The organism is Chromobacterium subtsugae (genome assembly GCF_035919665.1).
Classification (GTDB): Bacteria; Pseudomonadota; Gammaproteobacteria; order Burkholderiales; family Chromobacteriaceae; genus Chromobacterium; species Chromobacterium subtsugae.
The window spans coordinates 4,096,342-4,115,070 of sequence record NZ_CP142381.1 but is presented as its reverse complement, the minus strand read 5'-3'; the positions used below and the strand labels follow the sequence as shown (position 1 = coordinate 4,115,070).

The 18,729-nt window shown below is 64.9% G+C and carries 12 protein-coding genes; 4 read left to right on the top strand and 8 right to left on the bottom strand.

Annotated features, from left to right (window positions below):
* Positions 1-5: 5 nt before the first annotated feature.
* Genes flhF through flhB form a run of 3 tightly spaced genes read right to left on the bottom strand, consistent with a single transcriptional unit; the run spans position 6 to position 4,752 of the window.
* Positions 6-1,484 carry a flagellar biosynthesis protein FlhF gene (gene flhF / locus U6115_RS19510; protein WP_043580419.1) on the bottom strand — a complete coding sequence of 493 codons (1,479 nt, stop codon included), beginning with the start codon at positions 1,482-1,484 and terminating at the stop codon, positions 6-8.
* A 13-nt stretch (positions 1,485-1,497) separates the two neighbouring features.
* Complete coding sequence (flhA, locus tag U6115_RS19505) at positions 1,498-3,579, bottom strand: flagellar biosynthesis protein FlhA (protein ID WP_043580421.1); 2,082 nt, start codon at positions 3,577-3,579, stop codon at positions 1,498-1,500.
* A gap of 6 nt (positions 3,580-3,585) precedes the next feature.
* Positions 3,586-4,752 (bottom strand): flagellar biosynthesis protein FlhB, encoded by a 1,167-nt coding sequence (flhB, locus tag U6115_RS19500; RefSeq protein ID WP_043580423.1) that lies wholly within the window; start codon positions 4,750-4,752, stop codon positions 3,586-3,588.
* A gap of 138 nt (positions 4,753-4,890) precedes the next feature.
* Here flhB and U6115_RS19495 point away from each other — a divergent pair, with 138 nt between their 5' ends.
* Both U6115_RS19495 and U6115_RS19490 read left to right on the top strand, forming a co-directional pair.
* Positions 4,891-5,685 carry a thymidylate synthase gene (locus U6115_RS19495; RefSeq protein WP_043580579.1) on the top strand — a complete coding sequence of 265 codons (795 nt, stop codon included), beginning with the start codon at positions 4,891-4,893 and terminating at the stop codon, positions 5,683-5,685.
* Positions 5,682-6,179: a dihydrofolate reductase gene (locus U6115_RS19490; protein WP_043580425.1), complete on the top strand. Its 498-nt coding sequence runs from the start codon at positions 5,682-5,684 to the stop codon at positions 6,177-6,179. The genes U6115_RS19495 and U6115_RS19490 overlap by 4 nt, the downstream gene beginning before the upstream one ends.
* Positions 6,180-6,261: 82 nt before the next feature.
* Here U6115_RS19490 and U6115_RS19485 read toward each other — a convergent pair whose 3' ends face one another.
* The 3 genes from U6115_RS19485 to U6115_RS19475 form a co-directional block, all read right to left on the bottom strand.
* Positions 6,262-6,930 carry a GntR family transcriptional regulator gene (locus U6115_RS19485; protein WP_043580426.1) on the bottom strand — a complete coding sequence of 223 codons (669 nt, stop codon included), beginning with the start codon at positions 6,928-6,930 and terminating at the stop codon, positions 6,262-6,264.
* A 361-nt stretch (positions 6,931-7,291) separates the two neighbouring features.
* Complete coding sequence (gene ubiG / locus U6115_RS19480; protein ID WP_043580428.1) at positions 7,292-7,993, bottom strand: bifunctional 2-polyprenyl-6-hydroxyphenol methylase/3-demethylubiquinol 3-O-methyltransferase UbiG; 702 nt, start codon at positions 7,991-7,993, stop codon at positions 7,292-7,294.
* 4 nt (positions 7,994-7,997) lie between these two features.
* The gene (locus tag U6115_RS19475; protein WP_043580430.1) at positions 7,998-9,317 is read right to left on the bottom strand and encodes a TRZ/ATZ family hydrolase; all 1,320 of its coding nucleotides are present in this window, start codon (positions 9,315-9,317) and stop codon (positions 7,998-8,000) included.
* A gap of 257 nt (positions 9,318-9,574) precedes the next feature.
* Between U6115_RS19475 and U6115_RS19470 the strand changes: the two genes are divergently transcribed.
* Both U6115_RS19470 and U6115_RS19465 read left to right on the top strand, forming a co-directional pair.
* The gene (locus tag U6115_RS19470; protein WP_043580433.1) at positions 9,575-12,385 is read left to right on the top strand and encodes an EAL domain-containing protein; all 2,811 of its coding nucleotides are present in this window, start codon (positions 9,575-9,577) and stop codon (positions 12,383-12,385) included.
* A 153-nt stretch (positions 12,386-12,538) separates the two neighbouring features.
* Complete coding sequence (locus U6115_RS19465) at positions 12,539-16,879, top strand: EAL domain-containing protein (RefSeq protein WP_052258402.1); 4,341 nt, start codon at positions 12,539-12,541, stop codon at positions 16,877-16,879.
* A 1-nt stretch (position 16,880) separates the two neighbouring features.
* Here the strand turns inward: U6115_RS19465 and U6115_RS19460 are convergent, their stop codons facing one another.
* Both U6115_RS19460 and U6115_RS19455 read right to left on the bottom strand, forming a co-directional pair.
* Positions 16,881-17,888: a transporter family protein gene (locus tag U6115_RS19460; RefSeq protein ID WP_043580435.1), complete on the bottom strand. Its 1,008-nt coding sequence runs from the start codon at positions 17,886-17,888 to the stop codon at positions 16,881-16,883.
* 287 nt (positions 17,889-18,175) lie between these two features.
* Positions 18,176-18,601 (bottom strand): hypothetical protein, encoded by a 426-nt coding sequence (locus U6115_RS19455; RefSeq protein WP_043580438.1) that lies wholly within the window; start codon positions 18,599-18,601, stop codon positions 18,176-18,178.
* Between the last annotated feature and the right edge of the window lie 128 nt (positions 18,602-18,729).

The window sequence follows — 18,729 nt, the reverse complement described above, 5'->3', positions numbered from 1 at the left end:
CGCGTTCACAGCCATCCGGCCTGAGCCGCCTGCATGATGGGCAATTCATCGGCCTGCAGCGAAAACGGCGAGCCTATCTGCTGCGCGCGCATCGCGCGGTCCACCAGGAAGGCGGCGTTGGCCGAGTGCAGGTCTTCCGGCACGCGCTGGCCGTTGGTGATGAAATACAGCTTGAGCCGGTTGCGGATGATCACATCCAGGCTGGGACCTTGCGCCACCGCTTCGTCTATCTTGGACAGGATGCAGCCGGCCAGGCCGTCGCCGCGGTAGCGTTTCACCACGTCTTCCAGCGTATGGCCGTCGGTGTTGGCGGCCAAGAGCAGCAGCCGCTCTATCGGCCGGCCGGCGGTGCGCAGCATGTCGATCTGCGCCAGCACGCGCGCGTCGCGCTGGCCCATGCCGACGGTGTCGATGAACACGATGTGGCGGTTGGACAGGTCGGCCAGCGTCAGCTGCAGGTCGCCCTCGTTCTGGATGGAAAATACCGGCACGCCCAGGATCTTGCCGTAGATGCGCAACTGGTCCTGCGCGCCGATCCGGTAGCTATCTGTGGTGATCAGCGCCACGTGCTGGGCGCCGAAGCGCATCGTCGCGCGGGCGGCCAGCTTGGCCACGGTGGTGGTCTTGCCGACGCCGGTGGGGCCGACCAGCGCGAAGATGCCGCCGCGGTCCATCACCTCGCGGTCGGCGTCGGCGCATTTCAGATTGTGCACCAACGCCGAGCGCGCCCATTTCACCGCCACTTCGGCTTGGTATTGCGCCGGCATTTTTTCAATCAGTTGGCGGATCAGCTGCGCGGAGAAGCCCATCGCCAGCAGGTGCTTGAACAGCTCGATGCGATTGGGCGCCTTGCCCTCCATGTCGGACCAGGCGAAGCTGGCCAGCTGGCTTTGCAGCAGGCTTCTGAGCAGCTTGATCTCGTCGCCTATCTGTCTGAGTTCCTGCGCCATTTGTTCCGGCTCCTCGCCATTGGCGTGGGACAGCGTCGGCGGCGGCGACGCCGGCATTTGCGGCGGCCGCGCCGCCGGGCGCGCTTGGGCCGGCTGGGGCGCGGCGGCTGGACGGACCGGTTGCGCGCTTTGGCGCGGCGGGGCCTGCGCCGGCTCGGGCGGCGCGTAGACCGGCTCCATCCGCGGCCGAGGGGCGCTTTCCAGACGCGGCGCCGCCGGGCTTTCCAGCGGCTCCACCGGCATCGCGTAGGTGCGGGCGATGGCGCGGTTCACCGCGCTGCCGTTGGGCGGGATGGGCGCGGGCTGCTGCGGGCGGTTCACCGCCGGCGGCGCGTTGCGCGGCGGGTGCTTGCTGCTGGAGGTGGAAAGCGTGCTGGCCAGGTTGGCGACGTCGGCGTCGGCCACCGCCATGATTTCGACGCCGCCGCCCATGGTGGGCCGATTGGACAAAATGAGGGCGTCCGCCCCCAGTTCTTCGCGAACTTGCCTGAGTGCGTCTCGAGTGGTCTTCCCGAAGAACTTTTTCACCACCATTATTGATTAGCCCTTAGCCCTTGCTGCCGCCGATTACCGCAATTATACGAATGGATTTATTGTCCGGAATCTCATTATGCGAAATCACACGCAGCTGCGGCAATGCCCGGCGCAGGAAACGCGCCAGCAGCGGCCGCAGGCCGGGTGCGGTCAGCAGTACCGGATTGTAACCCTGAATCTCCACCTGTTCGGTCTGTTGCGCCGCGCTGGACAGCAGGTTTTCCGCCAGGCCGGGCTCCAGTCCGCCGCCGGCCTTGGACTGCACCGCCTGCATCAGCACGTTTTCAAGCTGAGGCTCCAGCGTCATCAGCGGCAGTTCGGCTTCGCCCGGGAAGAGCTGCTGCACGATCACCCGCGACAGCGCGGTACGGACGGAGCCGGTCAACTCGTCCACATCCTGGGTGACGCCGATATGGTCGGCCAGCGTTTCCACGATGGTGCGGAAGTCGCGGATGTGGATGCCGTCGTTCAACAGCTGTTGCAGCACTTTCTGCAGCGTGCCGACCGGCACCACCTTGGGCACCAGGTCTTCTATCAGTTTCGGCGATTCCTTGGCCTGGTGGTCTATCAGCGCCTGCACTTCTTCGCGGCCCAGCAGCTCGGCTGAGTGGGTTTGCAGCAGGTTGGAGATATGGGTGGCCACCACGGTGCTGGCATCCACCACGGTATAGCCCAGAGATTGCGCTTCTTCCCGCTTGCCGGCCTCTATCCATACCGCCGGCAGGCCGAAGGCTGGGTCGGTGGTGGCGTTGCCGGCGATCTCCTTGCTGACCCGGCCGGGGTTGATCGCCAGGAACTGGCCGATATAGGCCTCGCCCTTGCCCAGCTCCACGCCCTTGAGCAGGATGCGGTAGGCGTTGGGCTTGATTTCCAGATTGTCGCGGATGTGGACCGGCGGCACCAGGAAGCCCAGATCCTGCGCGATCTTCTTGCGGATGCCGCGGATGCGGCGCAGCAGCTCGCCGTCCTGGGTGCGGTCCACCAGCGGAATCAGCCGGTAGCCCACTTCCATGCCGAGCTGGTCGACGTGCTGGACGTCGTTCCAGCTGACTTCCGCGCCTTGCTGCTCCGGCGGCGCCGGCGGCTGGGCGGCCTGCTGTTCGCGGGCCAAGTCGCGCAGCCGGCGTTGCTCCATCATCCGGGCCAGGAGCAGCAGCGCGCCGGCGATCAGCAGGAAGGACAGATGGGGCATGTTGGGGATCAGGCCTATCATGCCTATCACCGCCGAGGTGATGTACAGCACCTGAGGCTTGGTGAACAGCTGGGTCAGGAACTGCTCCGACATGTCCTGTTCGGTGCCGACGCGCGACACCACGATGCCGGCGGCGGTGGAGATGATCAGCGCCGGGATCTGCGCCACCAGGCCGTCGCCTATGGTCAGCAGCGTATAGGTTTCGGCCGCCTGGCCGGCCGGCAGGTCGTGCTGCACCACGCCGACGATCAGGCCGCCGATGATGTTGATCAGGATGATCATGATGCCGGCCATCGCGTCGCCGCGGACGAATTTGGAGGCACCGTCCATCGCGCCGAAGAAGTTGGCTTCCTCGGCGATGGTGGAGCGGCGCTTGCGGGCCTCGTCCTCGCCGATCAGGCCGGCGTTGAGGTCGGCGTCGATCGCCATCTGCTTGCCCGGCATCGCGTCCAGGGTGAAGCGCGCCGACACTTCGGCGATCCGGCCGGCGCCCTTGGTGATCACCACGAAGTTGATGATGGTGATGATGACGAACACCACGATGCCGATGGCGACGTTGCCGCCCACCAGGAAGTGGGAGAACGATTCGATCACCTTGCCGGCGGCGTCCGGGCCGGTATGGCCTTCCAGCAGCACTACCCGGCTGGAGGCGACGTTCAGCGACAGCCGCAGCAGCGTGGTGACCAGCAGCACCGAGGGAAAGGACGAGAAATCCAGCGGCTTCCTGACATTGATGCCGACCAGCAGCACGATCACCGACACCGCGATGTTGAAGGTGAAGAAGATGTCCAGCAGCACCGGCGGCAGCGGTAGCACCATCATCGTCAGGATCAGGATGATGAGCACCGGCCCGGCGAGCTGGGAGATCTTGAGGCTGCGGAGGATCTGTAGGATGGAGTCCATGCTGGCTTATAGGCTTTCTTCAGGCGCCGAATCTTGCGGACGTTTGCTGTAGGGGTCAAGCTCGGCGGGCACTTCCAGCTTGTCCGGGAACACCGGCGCGAGGCCGCCGACCGCCTGGTATTGCTGCAGCTGGAAGATATAGGCCAGCACTTGCGCCGCCGCCGCGTATAGCGGCGCCGGAATGTCCTCGCCCAGCTCGGCGTTGAAGTACAGCGCCCGCGCGAAGCTGGGGGAGCGCATCACCGGCACATGGCTGCCCTTGCCGGTGTCGACGATTTTTTCCGCCAGCTTCAGCGAACCCTTGGCCACCACCTGCGGCGCGCGCATGGTGTCGTCGTATTTCAGCGCCACCGCGAAGTGGGTCGGGTTGGTGACGATCACGTTGGCCTTGGGCACCTCCTGCATCATTCGCTTGCGCGCCGCCTCGCGCTGCATCTGGCGGATGCGGCCCTTCACTTCCGGCGAGCCTTCGGCTTCCTTGTATTCCTGCTTGACCTCTTCCTTGGTCATGCGCAGCTTCTTGTAGTAGCTCCACAGCTGGTAGGGCACGTCTATCGCCACCAGCAGGATCATCGCCGAGGCGACGATGAAGAAGGTGTGGATGATCAGGTCGGTCATCTTCAGGATGGCCGATTCCAGCGGCATCGCCAATAGACCGATGACTTCGCCGCGCTCGCGCCAGATGTACCAGGTGGCGATGCCGCCTATCAGCAGGCTTTTCAGAATGGCTTTGAAGCCTTCGGTGACGGCGTTCAGCGAAAACAAGCGCTTGATGCCGGGCAAGGGGTTGAGCTTGCCGAAATTGGGGCCGATCGCTTTCAGCGTCAGGTTCCAGCCGCCTACCAGCATCGGCGTGAACAGCGCCACCAGCGCCAGGCCGGCGAAGAACGGCGCCAATTGCCACAGCGCGCCGAAAATGGCTTCCTTGAAGCGCAGCAGCACCGGCTCGGTGCTTTGCACCGTGCTCTGGTCGAAGGTCAGCAGGTGGCGCATGGTGTCGCCGAGGAAGGTGCCGATCTTGCCGCCCAGGTTCATCAGCAGCGATACCCCGGCCATGGTGACGGCGAACGTCGACAACTCCCGCGAGCGGGGGATGTTGCCGTCTTCCCGCGCCATGGACAGCCGTTTGGCTGACGCGGGTTCGGTGCGTTCGAGGTCGGAATCTTCTGCCATGGGCTCGCTTTAATAATGCTTTTGTCTTGATTTTAAACTGAATGGTAGCCTATGCCGGGCTGTTCCGGCCAGCGCCGCAGCCTCGCCTGCCGGCGGCGCAGGCGGTACAATGCAGCGATTATCGATGGGATCGCCAACATGCAACAGTACCTCGACCTGATGCGCCATGTGATGGAGCATGGCCACGACAAGGCCGACCGCACCGGCACCGGCACGCGCTCGGTGTTCGGCTACCAGATGCGCTTCAACCTGGCCGACGGTTTTCCGCTGGTCACCACCAAGAAGTGCCATCTGCGCTCCATTATCCATGAACTGCTGTGGTTCCTGTCCGGCGACACCAATATCCGCTATCTGAAGGAAAACGGCGTGTCGATCTGGGACGAGTGGGCCGACGAAAACGGCGACCTCGGCCCGGTGTACGGCTACCAGTGGCGTAGCTGGCCGGCGCCGGACGGCCGCCATATCGACCAGATCAGCCAGCTCCTGGACATGATCAAGAAGAATCCGGACTCGCGCCGCCTGATCGTATCGGCATGGAACCCGGCTTTGGTGGACCAGATGGCGTTGCCGCCGTGCCACAGCCTGTTCCAGTTCTACGTGGCCGACGGCAAGCTGTCCTGCCAGCTGTACCAGCGTTCGGCCGACATTTTCCTCGGCGTGCCGTTCAATATCGCCAGCTACGCCTTGCTCACCATGATGGTGGCGCAGGTATGCGGGCTGCAGGCCGGCGATTTCATCCACACGCTGGGCGACGCCCACCTGTACAGCAACCATCTGGAGCAGGCGCAATTGCAATTAACGCGCGAACCGCGTCCGCTGCCGACAATGAAGCTCAATCCGGCGGTGACGGATCTGTTCGCCTTCCGTTTCGAAGACTTCGAGCTGCAAGGCTACGACCCGCATCCCCACATCAAGGCGGCGGTGGCGGTATGACGGCGCAGAATAAACCGCGGCTGACCCTGGTGGCGGCGATGGCGTCCAACCGCACCATAGGCGTGGACAACCAGCTGCCCTGGCATCTGCCGGAAGACCTGAGGCATTTCAAGGCGGCCACGCTGGGCAAGCCGGTGATCATGGGCCGCAAGACCTGGGACTCCATTGGCAAGCCGCTGCCGGGCCGGCGCAACATCGTGGTGACCCGCCAGGCCGATTGGCGGGCGGACGGCGCGGAAGCCGCCCACTCGCTGGAGGAGGCGCTGGCGCTGGCCGGCGCGGTGGAGGAGGTGTGCCTGATCGGCGGCGCCGAGCTGTACCGGCAGGCCATCGCCGTGGCCGACCGCTTGTGCCTGACCGAAATCGCCGACGCCTACGACGGCGACGCCCACTTCCCTGAATTTTCCGCCGCCGACTGGCGGCAGGCCTCGCGCGAGGAAGCGGTCAGCGCCGGCGGCCTGGCTTACGCCTTCGTCGATTACCTGCGGCGTTGAGCCGCAGCGACAAAAAGCCGCCGGTTTCCCATTGGAAGCCGGCGGCTTTTTTCATGGGCGGCGGGTGCCGGCAAGCGGTGCCTTAGCGGCGGCCTTCCAGCGCCTCGGCCGCGGTTTGCGCCAGCTGGCTGTATTCCTGGCCGAAAGTGGCCACCATTTGCTTGAGCCGGCTGGTGTCGCGCGCGATCAGCGTCTTCAGCAGGCTTTCCAGGAAACGGTAGGTGTTGTCCATCTGGCTCTTGCCGGCGCGCAGTATCGCGTACAGGCAGCGCTGGGTCAGCGGCAGCATGTCGTTCAGGGTATCGGTCAGGTAGCGGTTGTCGGCATGGTTGTACAGCGCCGACAGGAATTCGATGCCGTGCTCGTAGAAGGCCTGCAGGTCATCGCGGCGGTTGTCTTCCTCCAGCTGGGCCATCAGCTCGATGAAGCGCGCCAGGTCGTCGTTCTGCCAGCCAGCGGCCAGGTTTTGCGCCACCCGATCCAGCAGCAGGAACCACAGGTCGAAGAAATCGCGCACGTCGCGCGCGCCTATGCTGGCCACCACCGCGCCGCGGCGCGGGAAAATGTCCACCAGATGGCGGCGCTGCAATATCAGCAAGGCCTCGCGCACCGAGCCGCGGCTGACCTCCAGTTCGGCGGCGATCCGCAATTCCTGGATGCGCTCGCCCGGTTGCATGTCGCCCTGGATGATCTGTTTGCCTAGGTATTGGGCGATCTGCTCGGTCAGCAGGTCGTTGGCCTTGAAAGTCATGAATCATCTCCGGAAAGCGTTTTTTTCGTTTTCATAAGTATTGTACGGCATGGCCATGCAGGATTGTCCGGCAATATTTTGTTGGTCAGCCTGTTTGTATCCAAATGCCGCGGCCAAGCCTGGCCCGCGGCACTGCCATGCCGCCGGGCGCGTGTCGAGCCGCCTGGCTTGGGGCGGTCATGATATCAACCAGAGGGTTAAAACGCATGTTTTGATGTTGTGTTGACGGGCTGGCCTGGATTTTTATGCTGTTTGACACGCTTTTTGCGAAAAAGCCTGCCTGAGGGCAGAAAAAGCCAAACTTGGACGCGGAATGAAGAAAGCCCGGCGCGGGGCCGGGCTTGGCGGAGTCGGTCCCGTTTCAGGCGGCCGGCAGGCGGGTGGCCATCAGGTAATTGACAGCGGTGTCGTCGTTCAGCGAGTAGATGCGGGTGAGCGGGTTGTAGCCCATGCCGCTCAGCGTCTGCAGGCTGAGGCCGGCATGGCGCGTCATCCGGCCCAGCTCCGACGGCTTGAGGAAGCGCGCGTACTCATGGGTGCCGCGCGGCAGCATGTTGAGCACGTACTCGGCGCCGACCACGGCCAGCAGATAGGCCTTGGCGTTGCGGTTCAGCGTGGAGAAGAACACCCAGCCGCCCGGCTTCACCAATTGGGCGCAGGCGCGCACCACGCTTTGCGGATCGGGCACGTGCTCCAGCATTTCCATGCAGGTCACCACGTCGAAGGCGCCCGGCATCTCCGCTGCCAGATCCTCCACCGCCACGCAGCGGTAGTCGATGGGCACGCCGGACTCCAGGCTGTGCAGCTGCGCTACCTTCAGCGATTTCTTGGCCAGGTCGATGCCGGTCACCTGCGCGCCTTTTTGCGCCATGCTCTCGGCCAGGATGCCGCCGCCGCAGCCGACGTCCAGCACTTTCTTGCCGGCGAGGGAGGCGTGGCGGTCGATGAAGTCCAGCCGCAGCGGGTTGATCTCGTGCAGCGGCTTGAATTCGCTGTCCTTGTCCCACCACTTGTGCGCCAGCTGGCTGAATTTGTCGATTTCGAGTTCGTCTACATTGCTCATGCGTTTACTTCGCCAGGATGCGGTTGCGCCAATCGTCGGCGCGGGCTTTCAAGTTGGATTCGTCCAGGGTGGTCAGCTTGCGGCCGGCGAGCAGCGCGCGGCCCTTGACCCAGACGTGGCTGACCTGCTCGCGGCCGGCGGCGTACACCACGTGCGAGATCGGATCGAAGGCCGGCGCGGTCTCCAGCGCCGACAGGTCGATGGCGATCAGGTCGGCGTCCTTGCCTTCCTTGACCGAGCCTGTCTTGTCGGCGATGCCGAGCGCGCGCGCGCCGTTCAGCGTGGCCATGCGTATGGCGGCGGCGGCCGGCACCGAGGTCGGGTCCAGCGTGCCCACCTTGGCCAGCAGCGCGGCCAGGCGGGTTTCCGCCAGCATGTCCAGCTTGTTGTTGGAGGCGGCGCCGTCGGTGCCGATGCCGACCGCGATGCCGGCCTGCAGCATCTTGGGGATGGGGGCGATGCCGGAGGCCAGCTTCATGTTGGAGGCCGGGTTGTGGGCGGTGGAGAGACCGTGCTTGGCCACCAGTTCGATCTCGGCGTCGTTCAGGTGCACCATGTGGGCGGCCACCAGGCGCGGCGACAGCAGGCCCAGCTGCTGCAGGCGGGCCAGCGGGCGCTGGCCGTGTTCCTTGACGCTGTTGTTCACTTCGTCCGCGGTTTCGTGGATGTGGCAGTGGATCAGCATGTCTTCTTGCTCGGCCAGCGTCACAACCTTGCGGAAGGTGTCGTCCGATACGGTGTAGGGCGCGTGCGGCGCCAGGGTGAAGGTGACCAGGTCTTCGCCCAGGAACTGGCTGCGTTCGGCCATGCCCTTGGCGATGTAGTCGTCGGCGTTGGCCGCGTAGTTGGTCGGGAATTCCAGGATGGAACAGCCGACGAAGGTGCGCATGCCGGACGCCAGGCCGGCGCGCGCCATCGCGGCGTTGTAGAAGTACATGTCGTTGATGGTGGTGGTGCCGCCGCGTATCATCTCGCCCATCGCCAGCAGCGCGCCGTCGAACACGAAGTCGTCGTGGACGTGCTTGCCTTCGGCCGGCCAGATATGGTTGGTCAGCCAGTCCATCAGCGCCTTGTCGTCGGCCAGTCCGCGCAGCAGCGTCATCGCCGAGTGGCCGTGCAGGTTGACGAGGCCGGGCATCAGCACGTGATCGGGCAGCTCCAGCCGTTCGTCCGCATCCAGGCCGGCGGCCTGCGCCGCTGGAATAATGGCGGCAATCCTGCCATCCTTGATCGCGACTGCGTGGTTTTCCAGGACTTCGCCGTCAGTTTCCACGGTGATGATCCAGCGGGCGGAGATAATCTTTTCATAACGTGACTGCGGCATGGTTCATATCCTGAATGCTTGGTCAAAAAGTGTCGTGGATTTTAGGCCCAGCGGCAAGGCAAGGCAATGCGCGGCGCCGATTCCTTAATATCCGCCGCGCGCCGGCCGCGGATGTGCTTGAAAATGGCGAGGAGCGATGACTGGTGAATATTCCGGCCAAAAGCCGGCGGCGGCCGGTGTATACTGCTGATTGCACAAACGAATTCAACTCAGGGCATTCGATCACCGACTTTTCGGCGAACAAAGACTAGCGCGACATGGCTCAACAAGCAGACGATAAATCCACCGCCAGCTCTGGCTTGAATCTGAGGGATGTGTTTCTCATCGCCGTGATACTCGGCTTGCTGATTCCGGCCTCCATCATCAGTTATCTCAGCTTCAACATTCAGAAGGACAACCTGACCACCCAGCTGGAAACCGACCAGCGCCGTCTGCTCGACATCGTCGCGCTGGGCATGCAGGAGCCGCTGTGGAACCTCAGCCGCCAGGCCGGCAATCCGCTGATCTCGTCGGTGATGGAAGACCCGCGCGTGATTTCCATCCGCGTCACCGACACCCAGTCCAACCAGGTATTCCTGTCCTCGGTGCGCAGCGAGCGCCGCATCGGCAGCGTGTCCTACGTCGAGAAGCCGGTGATCTACCGCGGCGAGGCCATCGGCCAGGTGACGATGGAGTTCGACAACGAGAACCTGGCCATCGCGCTGAGCAACCAGGTGAAGAACATCCTGATGATACTGGCGGCGCAGCTGGTGCTGTCCATCATGCTGATCATGAGCATCCTGCACTCGCGCTTCCTCAGTCCGATGCGGCTGTTGACCGAGCAGGCGCGGCTGTTGGCCGAGCTGAAGCTGGATACGCCGTTCGAGTGGTCGCGCCGCGACGAGCTGGGCCGGCTCGGCACCCACCTGGAGTGGACCCGCTCCGAATTGAAGCGGCTGGTCGACGAATTGCGCGCCAAGACGCTGGCGCTGGAGGCCGACATCGCCCGCCGCCGCGAGGTGGAGGACGCGCTGCGCCGCTCGGAGAACAAATACCGCGAGCTGTTCTGGTCCAATCTTGACGGCATCGTCATCAGCTCGCTGGACGGCCAGGTGATAGACGCCAACCCGGCCTTCCTCAATCTGATGTGCTACAGCCTGGACCAGCTCAAGCAGCAGAACTTCTGGAGCCTGGTGGCCGAAGAGAGCGAGGCGCTGGAGCGCTTCAACCTCGACAACAAGGTGCTGCGCTTCGGCTATTGCGACGAATTCGAAGCCACCTATCTGAACCGCTTCGACAACCAGGTGCCGGTCAGCGTCAAGACGGTGGCGATGCGCGACGCCTTCGGCCGCATCAACGCGGTGTGGCGGATGGTGCGCGACATCTCCGAGAAGCGCGCCGCCGAAGAGCGGGTGCAGCTGGCGGCCAAGGTGTTCGAGAACACCGTCGAAGGCATCATGATCACCGACGCCGACCGCCGCATCCGCAGCGTCAACCGCGCCTTCACCGAAATCACCGGCTACACCCAGCACGAGGTGCTGGGGCAGAAGACCAGCATCCTGTCGTCCGGCCGCCACGACCAGCCCTTCTACGACCAGATGTGGCAGGCCATCGCCGAGGACGGCTCCTGGCAGGGCGAACTGTGGAACCGCCGCAAGAACGGCGAAGTGTATCCGGAATGGCTGGCGATCAACGCGGTGCGCAACAGCCTGGAGGAAATCACCCATTACGTGGCGATCTTCAGCGACCTGACCGAACGCAAGGCCGCCGACGAGCGCATCCAGTTCCTGGCCCACTTCGACGTGCTGACCAGCCTGCCCAACCGCATGCACATGCAGGACCGCGTCGAGCTGGCCATCCACAACGCGGTGCGCGACAACCAGCGGCTGGCGCTGCTGCTGCTGGATCTCGACCGCTTCAAGACCGTCAACGAATCGCTGGGCCACTCGGCCGGCGACACCTTGCTGCAGGTGGCGGCCGACCGCATCCGCACTGTGCTGGGGCCGGGCGAAATGCTGGCGCGCCAGGGGGGCGACGAATTCATCGTGCTGCTGCCGCTGGTGTCCGATCCGGGCGAGGCGGCGCTGGCGGCCGAGCGGGTGCGCGAGGTGTTCGCCAACCCGATCGAGCTGCACAACCATGTGATCACCATCACGCCGTCCATCGGCATCAGCGTCTACCCGGACGACGGCCGCGACTACGAGACCCTGGTGCGCAACGCCGACGCGGCGATGTACCACGCCAAATCGTCCGGCCGCAACAGCTACAAGTTCTACACCGCCGATCTCAACGCCCGCGCCCGCGAAATCCTGGCGATTGAAAGCCAGCTGCGCTTCGCGCTGGAGCGCGACGAGTTCGTGCTGCACTACCAGCCGCAGGTGGAGATGCAAAGCGGCCGCATCGTCGGCGCCGAGGCGCTGATCCGCTGGAACCATCCGTCGCTGGGCCTGCTGGGCCCGGTGCGCTTCATCCAGGTGGCGGAGGAGCGCGGCTTCATCGTGCAGATCGGCAACTGGGTGATCGGCGAAGCCACGCGCCAGCTGGTGGCCTGGCGCCAGGCCGGCCTGCCGGAGCTGACGCTGGCGGTCAATCTGTCGGCGCTACAGTTCCGCCAGCCCGATCTGGCCGAGCAGCTGCAGCACGCGCTGGCCTCCAGCGGCCTGCCCGGCCACGCGCTGGACATCGAGGTGACCGAGAGCATCATCATGGAAGACGCGCAGGCCACGATCCAGGCCATAGACAATATGAAGAACATGGGCCTCAGGCTGTCCATCGACGACTTCGGCACCGGCTACTCCAGCCTGTCCTACCTGAAGCGCTTCAAGGCCGACAAGCTGAAGATCGACCGCTCCTTCGTGCGCGACATCCCGCAGGACGCCGACGACAGCGCCATCGCCCGCGCCATCATCAATATGGCCAAGAACCTGAACATGCAGGTGGTGGCCGAAGGCGTGGAGACGATGGAGCAATGGCAGTTCCTGGAGCAGGAGGGCTGCGATTTCGTCCAGGGCTACCTGATCGCCAAGCCGCTGCCGGCCGACGACTTCGCCGCGCTGCTGACGCGAGACAGCTTGCTGCCGCAAAGCTGACGTCATCAGGCATCCGCCTGCCCGCCCGCGGCTAGCCCCCGCGGGCTTTTTCATGCGGGAAATCGCGCGTGGAACCAGTGAAATTGCGCAGCTCTGGCCGGCAATGCTTGCCATACTCAGAAAGACCTATCAACGGACGGGTATGGGGGGAGGATGACGGCGCGCAAGGACAGGTTGAACTGGGTGGCCACGCTGGCTTATGCATTGATCGCCTCGATCTGGGTCATCGTGCCCGACCTGCTGGTGGATACCGACAGCGCCAGAGGGGGGCAAGCGGGCGGCCTGGCCTGGGACGCGCTGTTCACCTTCGTCTCGGCGGCGCTGCTGTATCTTGCCTTGCGGCAATTGCCGGAAGAAAGCCTGTCCAGACTGGCCGCTCCTGGCCGCTTGCCGCGCTGGCTGGCCGCGCGCCCGGGCCATCAGCCGGCGGCGCTGGCGCTGCTGTATGCGTTGTTGACTCTGCTGATGATGACCGCGCCGGATTGGTTGCTGGGCGGGATGGCGAGTCGGCAGTGGCAAGTCTGGTTGATCCTGTGCTGGGGCGGGCTGTATGTGGCGGCCACTTCCATTCTGCTGTTCCATGGCTTGCGCCGCCTGCGGCTGCCCGGCGATGAGGAAGCCGGGCGTCGCCATGGTTCCGATTATCTGTTCGCCATCGTCAGCTCGCTGCTGGTCATCGGCATGCGCGGCCAATTGCATCCGGAATTCGGCAAGCACCATCTGATGTTGCTGTTCCTGATTCCGATAGGCTTGAGCGCGCTGCTGGGCGGGCTGGGCCCCGGCTTGCTGTCCACCGGGCTGATCACCGCCATCATCGGCTGCCTGTTTTTCACCTCGACTCCGGATATGGCGGGCAGCCCGGTGTCGTTTCTGCTGTCGCTCAGCCTATTGGCGCTCAATGGCGTGCTGCTCAGCCTGATCAGCGAGATCCACCTGCTGGCGAAGGCCAAGCTGGAGGCAGCCTTGCGCCGGCAGAACCATGACGCCGAGGCGCTGCGGCAAAGCGACGAGCGCTTTCGCGCGCTGTTTGAGGGCAGCCCGGTGGCGATGGCGATTTCGCGGCAGGCCGACGGCCGCCTGGAGGAGGTCAACCAGGCCTTCCTGGACATGTTCGGCCTGGAGGCTGCTTCGGTGCTGGGGCATGGCACCAGCGAGCTTGGCATCTGGCAGAATGTGGACGACCGCGAGGTGGTGTTGTCCTTGCTGAAGACGCAAGGCTGCGTGCAAGGCGCGCCGGTGCGCTTGCGCCGCGCCGACGGCAGCGAGCTGCACGCGCTGCTGTCCTTTCGCCAGGTGCGCTTTGGCGAGGAGGAGCACATACACGGCGTGGTGCTGGACATCAGCGCCCAGCACCATGCGCAGCAGGCGCTGTTGCGCATAGAGCATGAATTCCGGCTGCTGATCGACTCCATTACCGACTACGCTTTTTTCCTGTTGTCGCCGGAAGGCCTGGTGCTGAACTGGAGCAACGGCTCGCAGGGAATCAAGGGGTATACGACCGAGGAAATCGTCGGCCGTTCTTTCGATTGTTTCTATACCGCAGAAGACCAGGCGGCCGGCGTGCCGCAGCATTTGCTGGCCACCGCGGCGCAGCAGGGCCGCGATGTGCACGAGGGCTGGCGGGTGCGGCGCGACGGCAGCCGTTTCTGGGCGCGCGCCATCCTGTACGCGATCCGCGGCGACGACGGCGAGTTGCAAGGCTATGCCAAGATTACTCAGGACCTGACGCAGCAACGGGCGGCGGAGCGGGAATTGCGCGACAGCGAGGCGCGCTACGCCGGCATGATACGTTCGGCGATGGATGGGGTGATCAGCATAGATTCCTCTCAGCGCATCACTTTGTTCAATCCGGCCGCCGAGCGGATGTTCGGCTATCGCGCCGAGCAGATGCTAGGCCAGCCGCTGGACAGCCTTATGCCGTCAGCGGTGCGGTCGCCGCACAGCCAGAAGGTGGCGGCGTTTGTCGATAAGGGCTTGTCCAGCCGAAGGATGGGGCGCTTGGGCAAAGTGCAGGGCGTGCGGGCGGATGGCGCCGCTTTCGACCTGGAAGCCTCCATTTCCAAACAGGAACTGGGCGATGACTGGTCTTGCACGGTGATTTTGCGCGACATCAGCGAACGCGAGAAGATGCTGGCGGCGCTGCAGCGCAATGTGCAGCAGCTGGAGTCGCTGAACGAGCTGGCGCGGGCGATCCTGTCGGCGGTCACGCCGGTCCAGGTGGCGCAGATCGGCCTGCGCTACATGCGCCGGCTGGTGCCGTTCTGGAGCGCGGTGGCCTTGATCATAGACTGGGAATCCTTCAGCGCCAGGGTGCTGGCGATCGAGCGCGCGCCCGGTTCGAACAGCGACCCTGGGCAAAGGATGAGCCTGATCGGATATGGCCTGGACGACCTGGAAAAACTCAAGCAGGGCAAGGTGTGCCGGGTGGATGACCTCAGCCTGCTGCCCAAGCGCTCGTCTACGCTGGAGCGCCTGTACCAGCAGGGCATGCGTTCGTATCTGCGGATTCCGATGCTGGCGGAGGGGAAGCTGCTCGGCATGCTGAATCTGGGAGCGGATCACGAGAACGCCTTCAGCGACGAGCAGCAAGAGGTGGCGGAAATCTACGCGCAGCAACTGACGATAGCCATGCAGCAGTCGCTGCTGCGCCAGCAGGTGGAGCGGATGAGCCGCGTGTATGAGGTGCTGAGCCGGGTCAATGCCTTGATCGTGCACTGCCGGCAGCGCAAGGAGTTGTTCGACGGCGTGTGCCGGATCGCGGTGGAGGACGGCGCCTACCGCATGGCCTGGGTCGGGGTGATCGATCCGCAAAGCGGCGACGGCGAGGTGGCGGCTTTTTGCGGCGAAGACAGCAGCTACCGGGCGCAGATCCGCCTGAGCGCGCGCGCCGATTCTCCGTTTGCCGACAGGCCGGCTTGCCGGGCGGCGCGCGAGCGGGAAATGGTGGTATGCAACGATGTGCAGGAGGACGCGTCGTTGGGGGCGTTGATGCCGGAGCTGATGGCGCGCGGCCTGCGCGCGGTGGCCTGCCTGCCGATTGTGATAGACGGGCAGGCGCAGGCGGTGTTGGCGTTGTTCGCCGAGGAAGCCGGCGCTTTCGACCGCCAGGAGGTGCAGCTGCTGCGCGAGTCGTCCGGCGATATCGCCTTCGCGCTCAGCCACATCGGACAGTCGGAGCGATTGGACTACCTGGCCTATTACGACAGCCTGACCGGACTCGCCAACCGCGGGCTGCTGGCGGAGCGGCTGGCGCAGCGCATCACCGACGCGGCGGAACGCCGCTTCGCCATCGCGTTTCTCGATCTGGAGCATTTCAAGTCCATCAACGACGTGTTCGGCCGCGTTATCGGCGACCAGGTGCTGCAGTGTTTCGCCGACCGTCTGCGCCGCCATGTGCAGGATGCTTCGCAGCTGTCGCGCATCGGCGCCGACCAGTTCGCGCTGATTCTGCCGCAGGCGGCTGGGGAGGAGGAGGCTGCCCGCCAGTTGCAGAAGCTGCAGCTTGAATGCCTGGACGCCCATATGGAAATTGGCGGCGCCGAGCTGCGGCTGTCGGCCAAATTCGGCATCGCCATGTACCCGGACGATGGCGCCCAAGCCGCGGATCTGATGGAGCATGTCGAGTCCGCGTTGAAGCGGGCCAAAGCCGCCGGCGCCAAGAGCCTGTTCTACCGGCAGGAGATGACGGAGCGGGCGGCGGCGGCGCTGGAGTTGGGCAATCTGCTGCATGCCGCGTTGGAGCGCGGGCAGTTCGAATTGCACTACCAGCCCAAGGTCGAAGCCAACAGCCATCAGCTGGCGGGGGTGGAGGCGCTGCTGCGCTGGCGCCATCCGGAACGCGGCCTGGTGTCGCCGGAGCAGTTCGTGCCGTTGCTGGAGGAACTGGGCATGATTGTCGAAGCAGGGCGCTGGGCGCTGGAGCAGGCCGCGCGCGACCATCGCGGCTGGCGCGAGGCGGGGCTGGCGTCGCCGCGCGTCGCCGTCAACGTTTCGCCGCGGCAGCTGGAGCAAGCGGACTTCGTGGCGATGCTGGCGCAGGCGCTGGCGCCGTATGGCGCCGACCACGGCATAGATCTGGAAATCACCGAAAGCCAGATCATGGCCGATGTCGATGGCAGCATCGCCAAGCTGCGCCAGGCGCGCGAACTGGGCGTGGCCATCGCGGTGGATGATTTCGGCACCGGCTATTCGTCGCTGGCCTATCTGGCGCGCCTGCCGGTGCAGGCGCTGAAGATAGACCGCGCCTTCGTCAGCGGCATGCTGGACGAGCCCGAGTCGATGACGCTGGTGGAAACCATCATTTCCCTGGCCCACGCGATGCAGCTGGAGGTGGTGGCCGAAGGCGTGGAGAACGCCGAGCAGGCCAGGGTGCTGGCCGGCCTGAATTGCGATGTGCTGCAGGGCTACTGGCTGAGCCGCCCGCTGTCCGCCGACCAACTGGCGGACAAGCTGCGGCAGGAGCGGCGCTGGGCCAGCCCGCTTAAGCGCGGATGACTCAGAACGCGTAGCGCGCGCCTATCGACGTGGTGTAGCGCGGCGCCAGCTGCACGCCGTTGACGTGCTGGTACAGCGGCAACTGCACGAAGCCATAGACCGAGGCCTGTCTGGTCAGCGGCACGGTCAGGCCGGGGCTCAGGTAGACCAGCGTGCCGCCGGTGCTGACGGTGTCGGCGTTGTCGCCGACGTCGTGCTGCACGTAGCGGGCGTTGAGCTGCAATTGCGGCATCCAGCCGGAGAAGCCGGCATAGCGCACGCCCAGGTTCAGGTTGACGCCGGTGCCGGGCCGGTACTGGTTGGCGCTGTCCAGCGCGCTTTGCACGGTGGCCTGGGTGAAGTAGCTCCAGCTGCGGCCAAGGTCGCCGAAATAGTAGGCGCCGACGATGGCGTCGGTGGTGCCGGTGCCCGGCTGCAGGCCGCGGTCTATCGGCGCGGCGGCGCCCGGATTGGCCGGATCGGTGGAGACGCCGGTTTCGCTATGGCTGCCGGTGGGCAGCTTCAGGCCGAACAGCAGGCCGAAATTGCGCGCGGCGGCGAAGCCCTGATAGCGGCCTATCACCTTGATGTCGCCAAGGCCGGAGGTGCTGGAGTCGTACGCGCCGCCGCCGCTGGCCGCGTTGGCGCCGTCGGAGCCGGTGCCCAGCGTGCTGTGGCTGCGGTCTATGTACGGGACCTGCACATTGACACCCCAGGCTGGAGAGAAGGCATAGTCGAAACCCAGCGTCAGGTAATGGTTGCGGGTGTACTGCTCCACTTCCTGATTGCCCTGGTTCAGCTGGCTGGCGGCTGCCGGCGTGATGGTGCCGCTGCCGCTGCGCAGCTGGTTCTGGTTCAGGTAGTCGTAGCGGATATCCATTTTCAGCCCGGGTTGGGTGGCGAAGCCCTGGCTTTCCCAGTCGGAGCTCAGCGTGCAGCCGCAACTGGCGCAGGCCAGCGCGGACGCGGAAGGCGCCAGCAACAGCAGCGCGGGCAGCAGGCGGCGATGGACAGCATGGCGAGTCGGCATGGTTTTCCCCCTTTTTAGATGTCATGCGCAGCGCAAGTATGCGCATCTGTTCCAGCGCCGGCCTGCGGCAAAACGCCGCACTCCCGCCGTCGGCAGCGGCGGTTTGGCATGAACTCGGCGATGGCGGCGCGGATTGGGCGCGATGCTTCGGCTTTGGCGCGCTGGCGGCGGGTTCATGCCAATGCGGCGTGGTTAATTTCTATGAAGCGCGCGCCGTCCGTACGATGAAAAGCCGGACGGCCGCCAGCGGGACTGGGCGGCGGTCCGGCTGGACGGCGCGGCGGGGCTTAGCGGTCGCGCGGGTAGTCGCGATGTTCGTCGCGATGCTCTTCGTGGTGGTCGCGGTGCTCGTAGCCGTCATGATGCGGGAAATGGCGCTGCTGGTAGTGCGGCACGTAGACGCGGTTGTACCAGTCGTCGCGGACGAAGAAGACGCGGCGGCCGCAGGCATGGTATTCGCGGCAGTAGCGGCTCCAGTGCTGCATGTGGCCGGGCGGCACTCGCAGGTACAGCGGCGGCAGGCCGACTGGCACCGGCTGTATGATTACCGGCTGCGGATAGACCACTTGCGGCGGCGGGTAGCCGCCGATGTCGATCTGGCCGTAGAAGCCGGGCTGGCCGACGCTGATGGAAACGCCGACATCGGCGGCCTGGCTGGGCAGGCTGGTCAGGGAGGCGGCGATCAGCGCCGCGGCTGTCATCACGTGTTTCATGGCATGCTTCCTTTTGTTGGAACGCGCATTGCGTATGCTTGCACTATGGCGGCATTTTGTTTCGCAGCCGCAAAGAAACCGCGACGACTGATTGCTGTTTGTATCTGTTCATAACCGTAACAGCATGT

Bases quoted from the DNA above. Each gene is read 5' to 3' on its own strand.
- flhF (WP_043580419.1), bottom strand. From the start codon at position 1,484: ATGGTGGTGAAAAAGTTCTTCGGGAAGACCACTCGAGACGCACTCAGG.
- flhA (WP_043580421.1), bottom strand. From the start codon at position 3,579: ATGGACTCCATCCTACAGATCCTCCGCAGCCTCAAGATCTCCCAGCTC.
- flhB (WP_043580423.1), bottom strand. From the start codon at position 4,752: ATGGCAGAAGATTCCGACCTCGAACGCACCGAACCCGCGTCAGCCAAA.
- U6115_RS19495 (WP_043580579.1), top strand. From the start codon at position 4,891: ATGCAACAGTACCTCGACCTGATGCGCCATGTGATGGAGCATGGCCAC.
- U6115_RS19490 (WP_043580425.1), top strand. From the start codon at position 5,682: ATGACGGCGCAGAATAAACCGCGGCTGACCCTGGTGGCGGCGATGGCG.
- U6115_RS19485 (WP_043580426.1), bottom strand. From the start codon at position 6,930: ATGACTTTCAAGGCCAACGACCTGCTGACCGAGCAGATCGCCCAATAC.
- ubiG (WP_043580428.1), bottom strand. From the start codon at position 7,993: ATGAGCAATGTAGACGAACTCGAAATCGACAAATTCAGCCAGCTGGCG.
- U6115_RS19475 (WP_043580430.1), bottom strand. From the start codon at position 9,317: ATGCCGCAGTCACGTTATGAAAAGATTATCTCCGCCCGCTGGATCATC.
- U6115_RS19470 (WP_043580433.1), top strand. From the start codon at position 9,575: ATGGCTCAACAAGCAGACGATAAATCCACCGCCAGCTCTGGCTTGAAT.
- U6115_RS19465 (WP_052258402.1), top strand. From the start codon at position 12,539: ATGACGGCGCGCAAGGACAGGTTGAACTGGGTGGCCACGCTGGCTTAT.
- U6115_RS19460 (WP_043580435.1), bottom strand. From the start codon at position 17,888: ATGCCGACTCGCCATGCTGTCCATCGCCGCCTGCTGCCCGCGCTGCTG.
- U6115_RS19455 (WP_043580438.1), bottom strand. From the start codon at position 18,601: ATGAAACACGTGATGACAGCCGCGGCGCTGATCGCCGCCTCCCTGACC.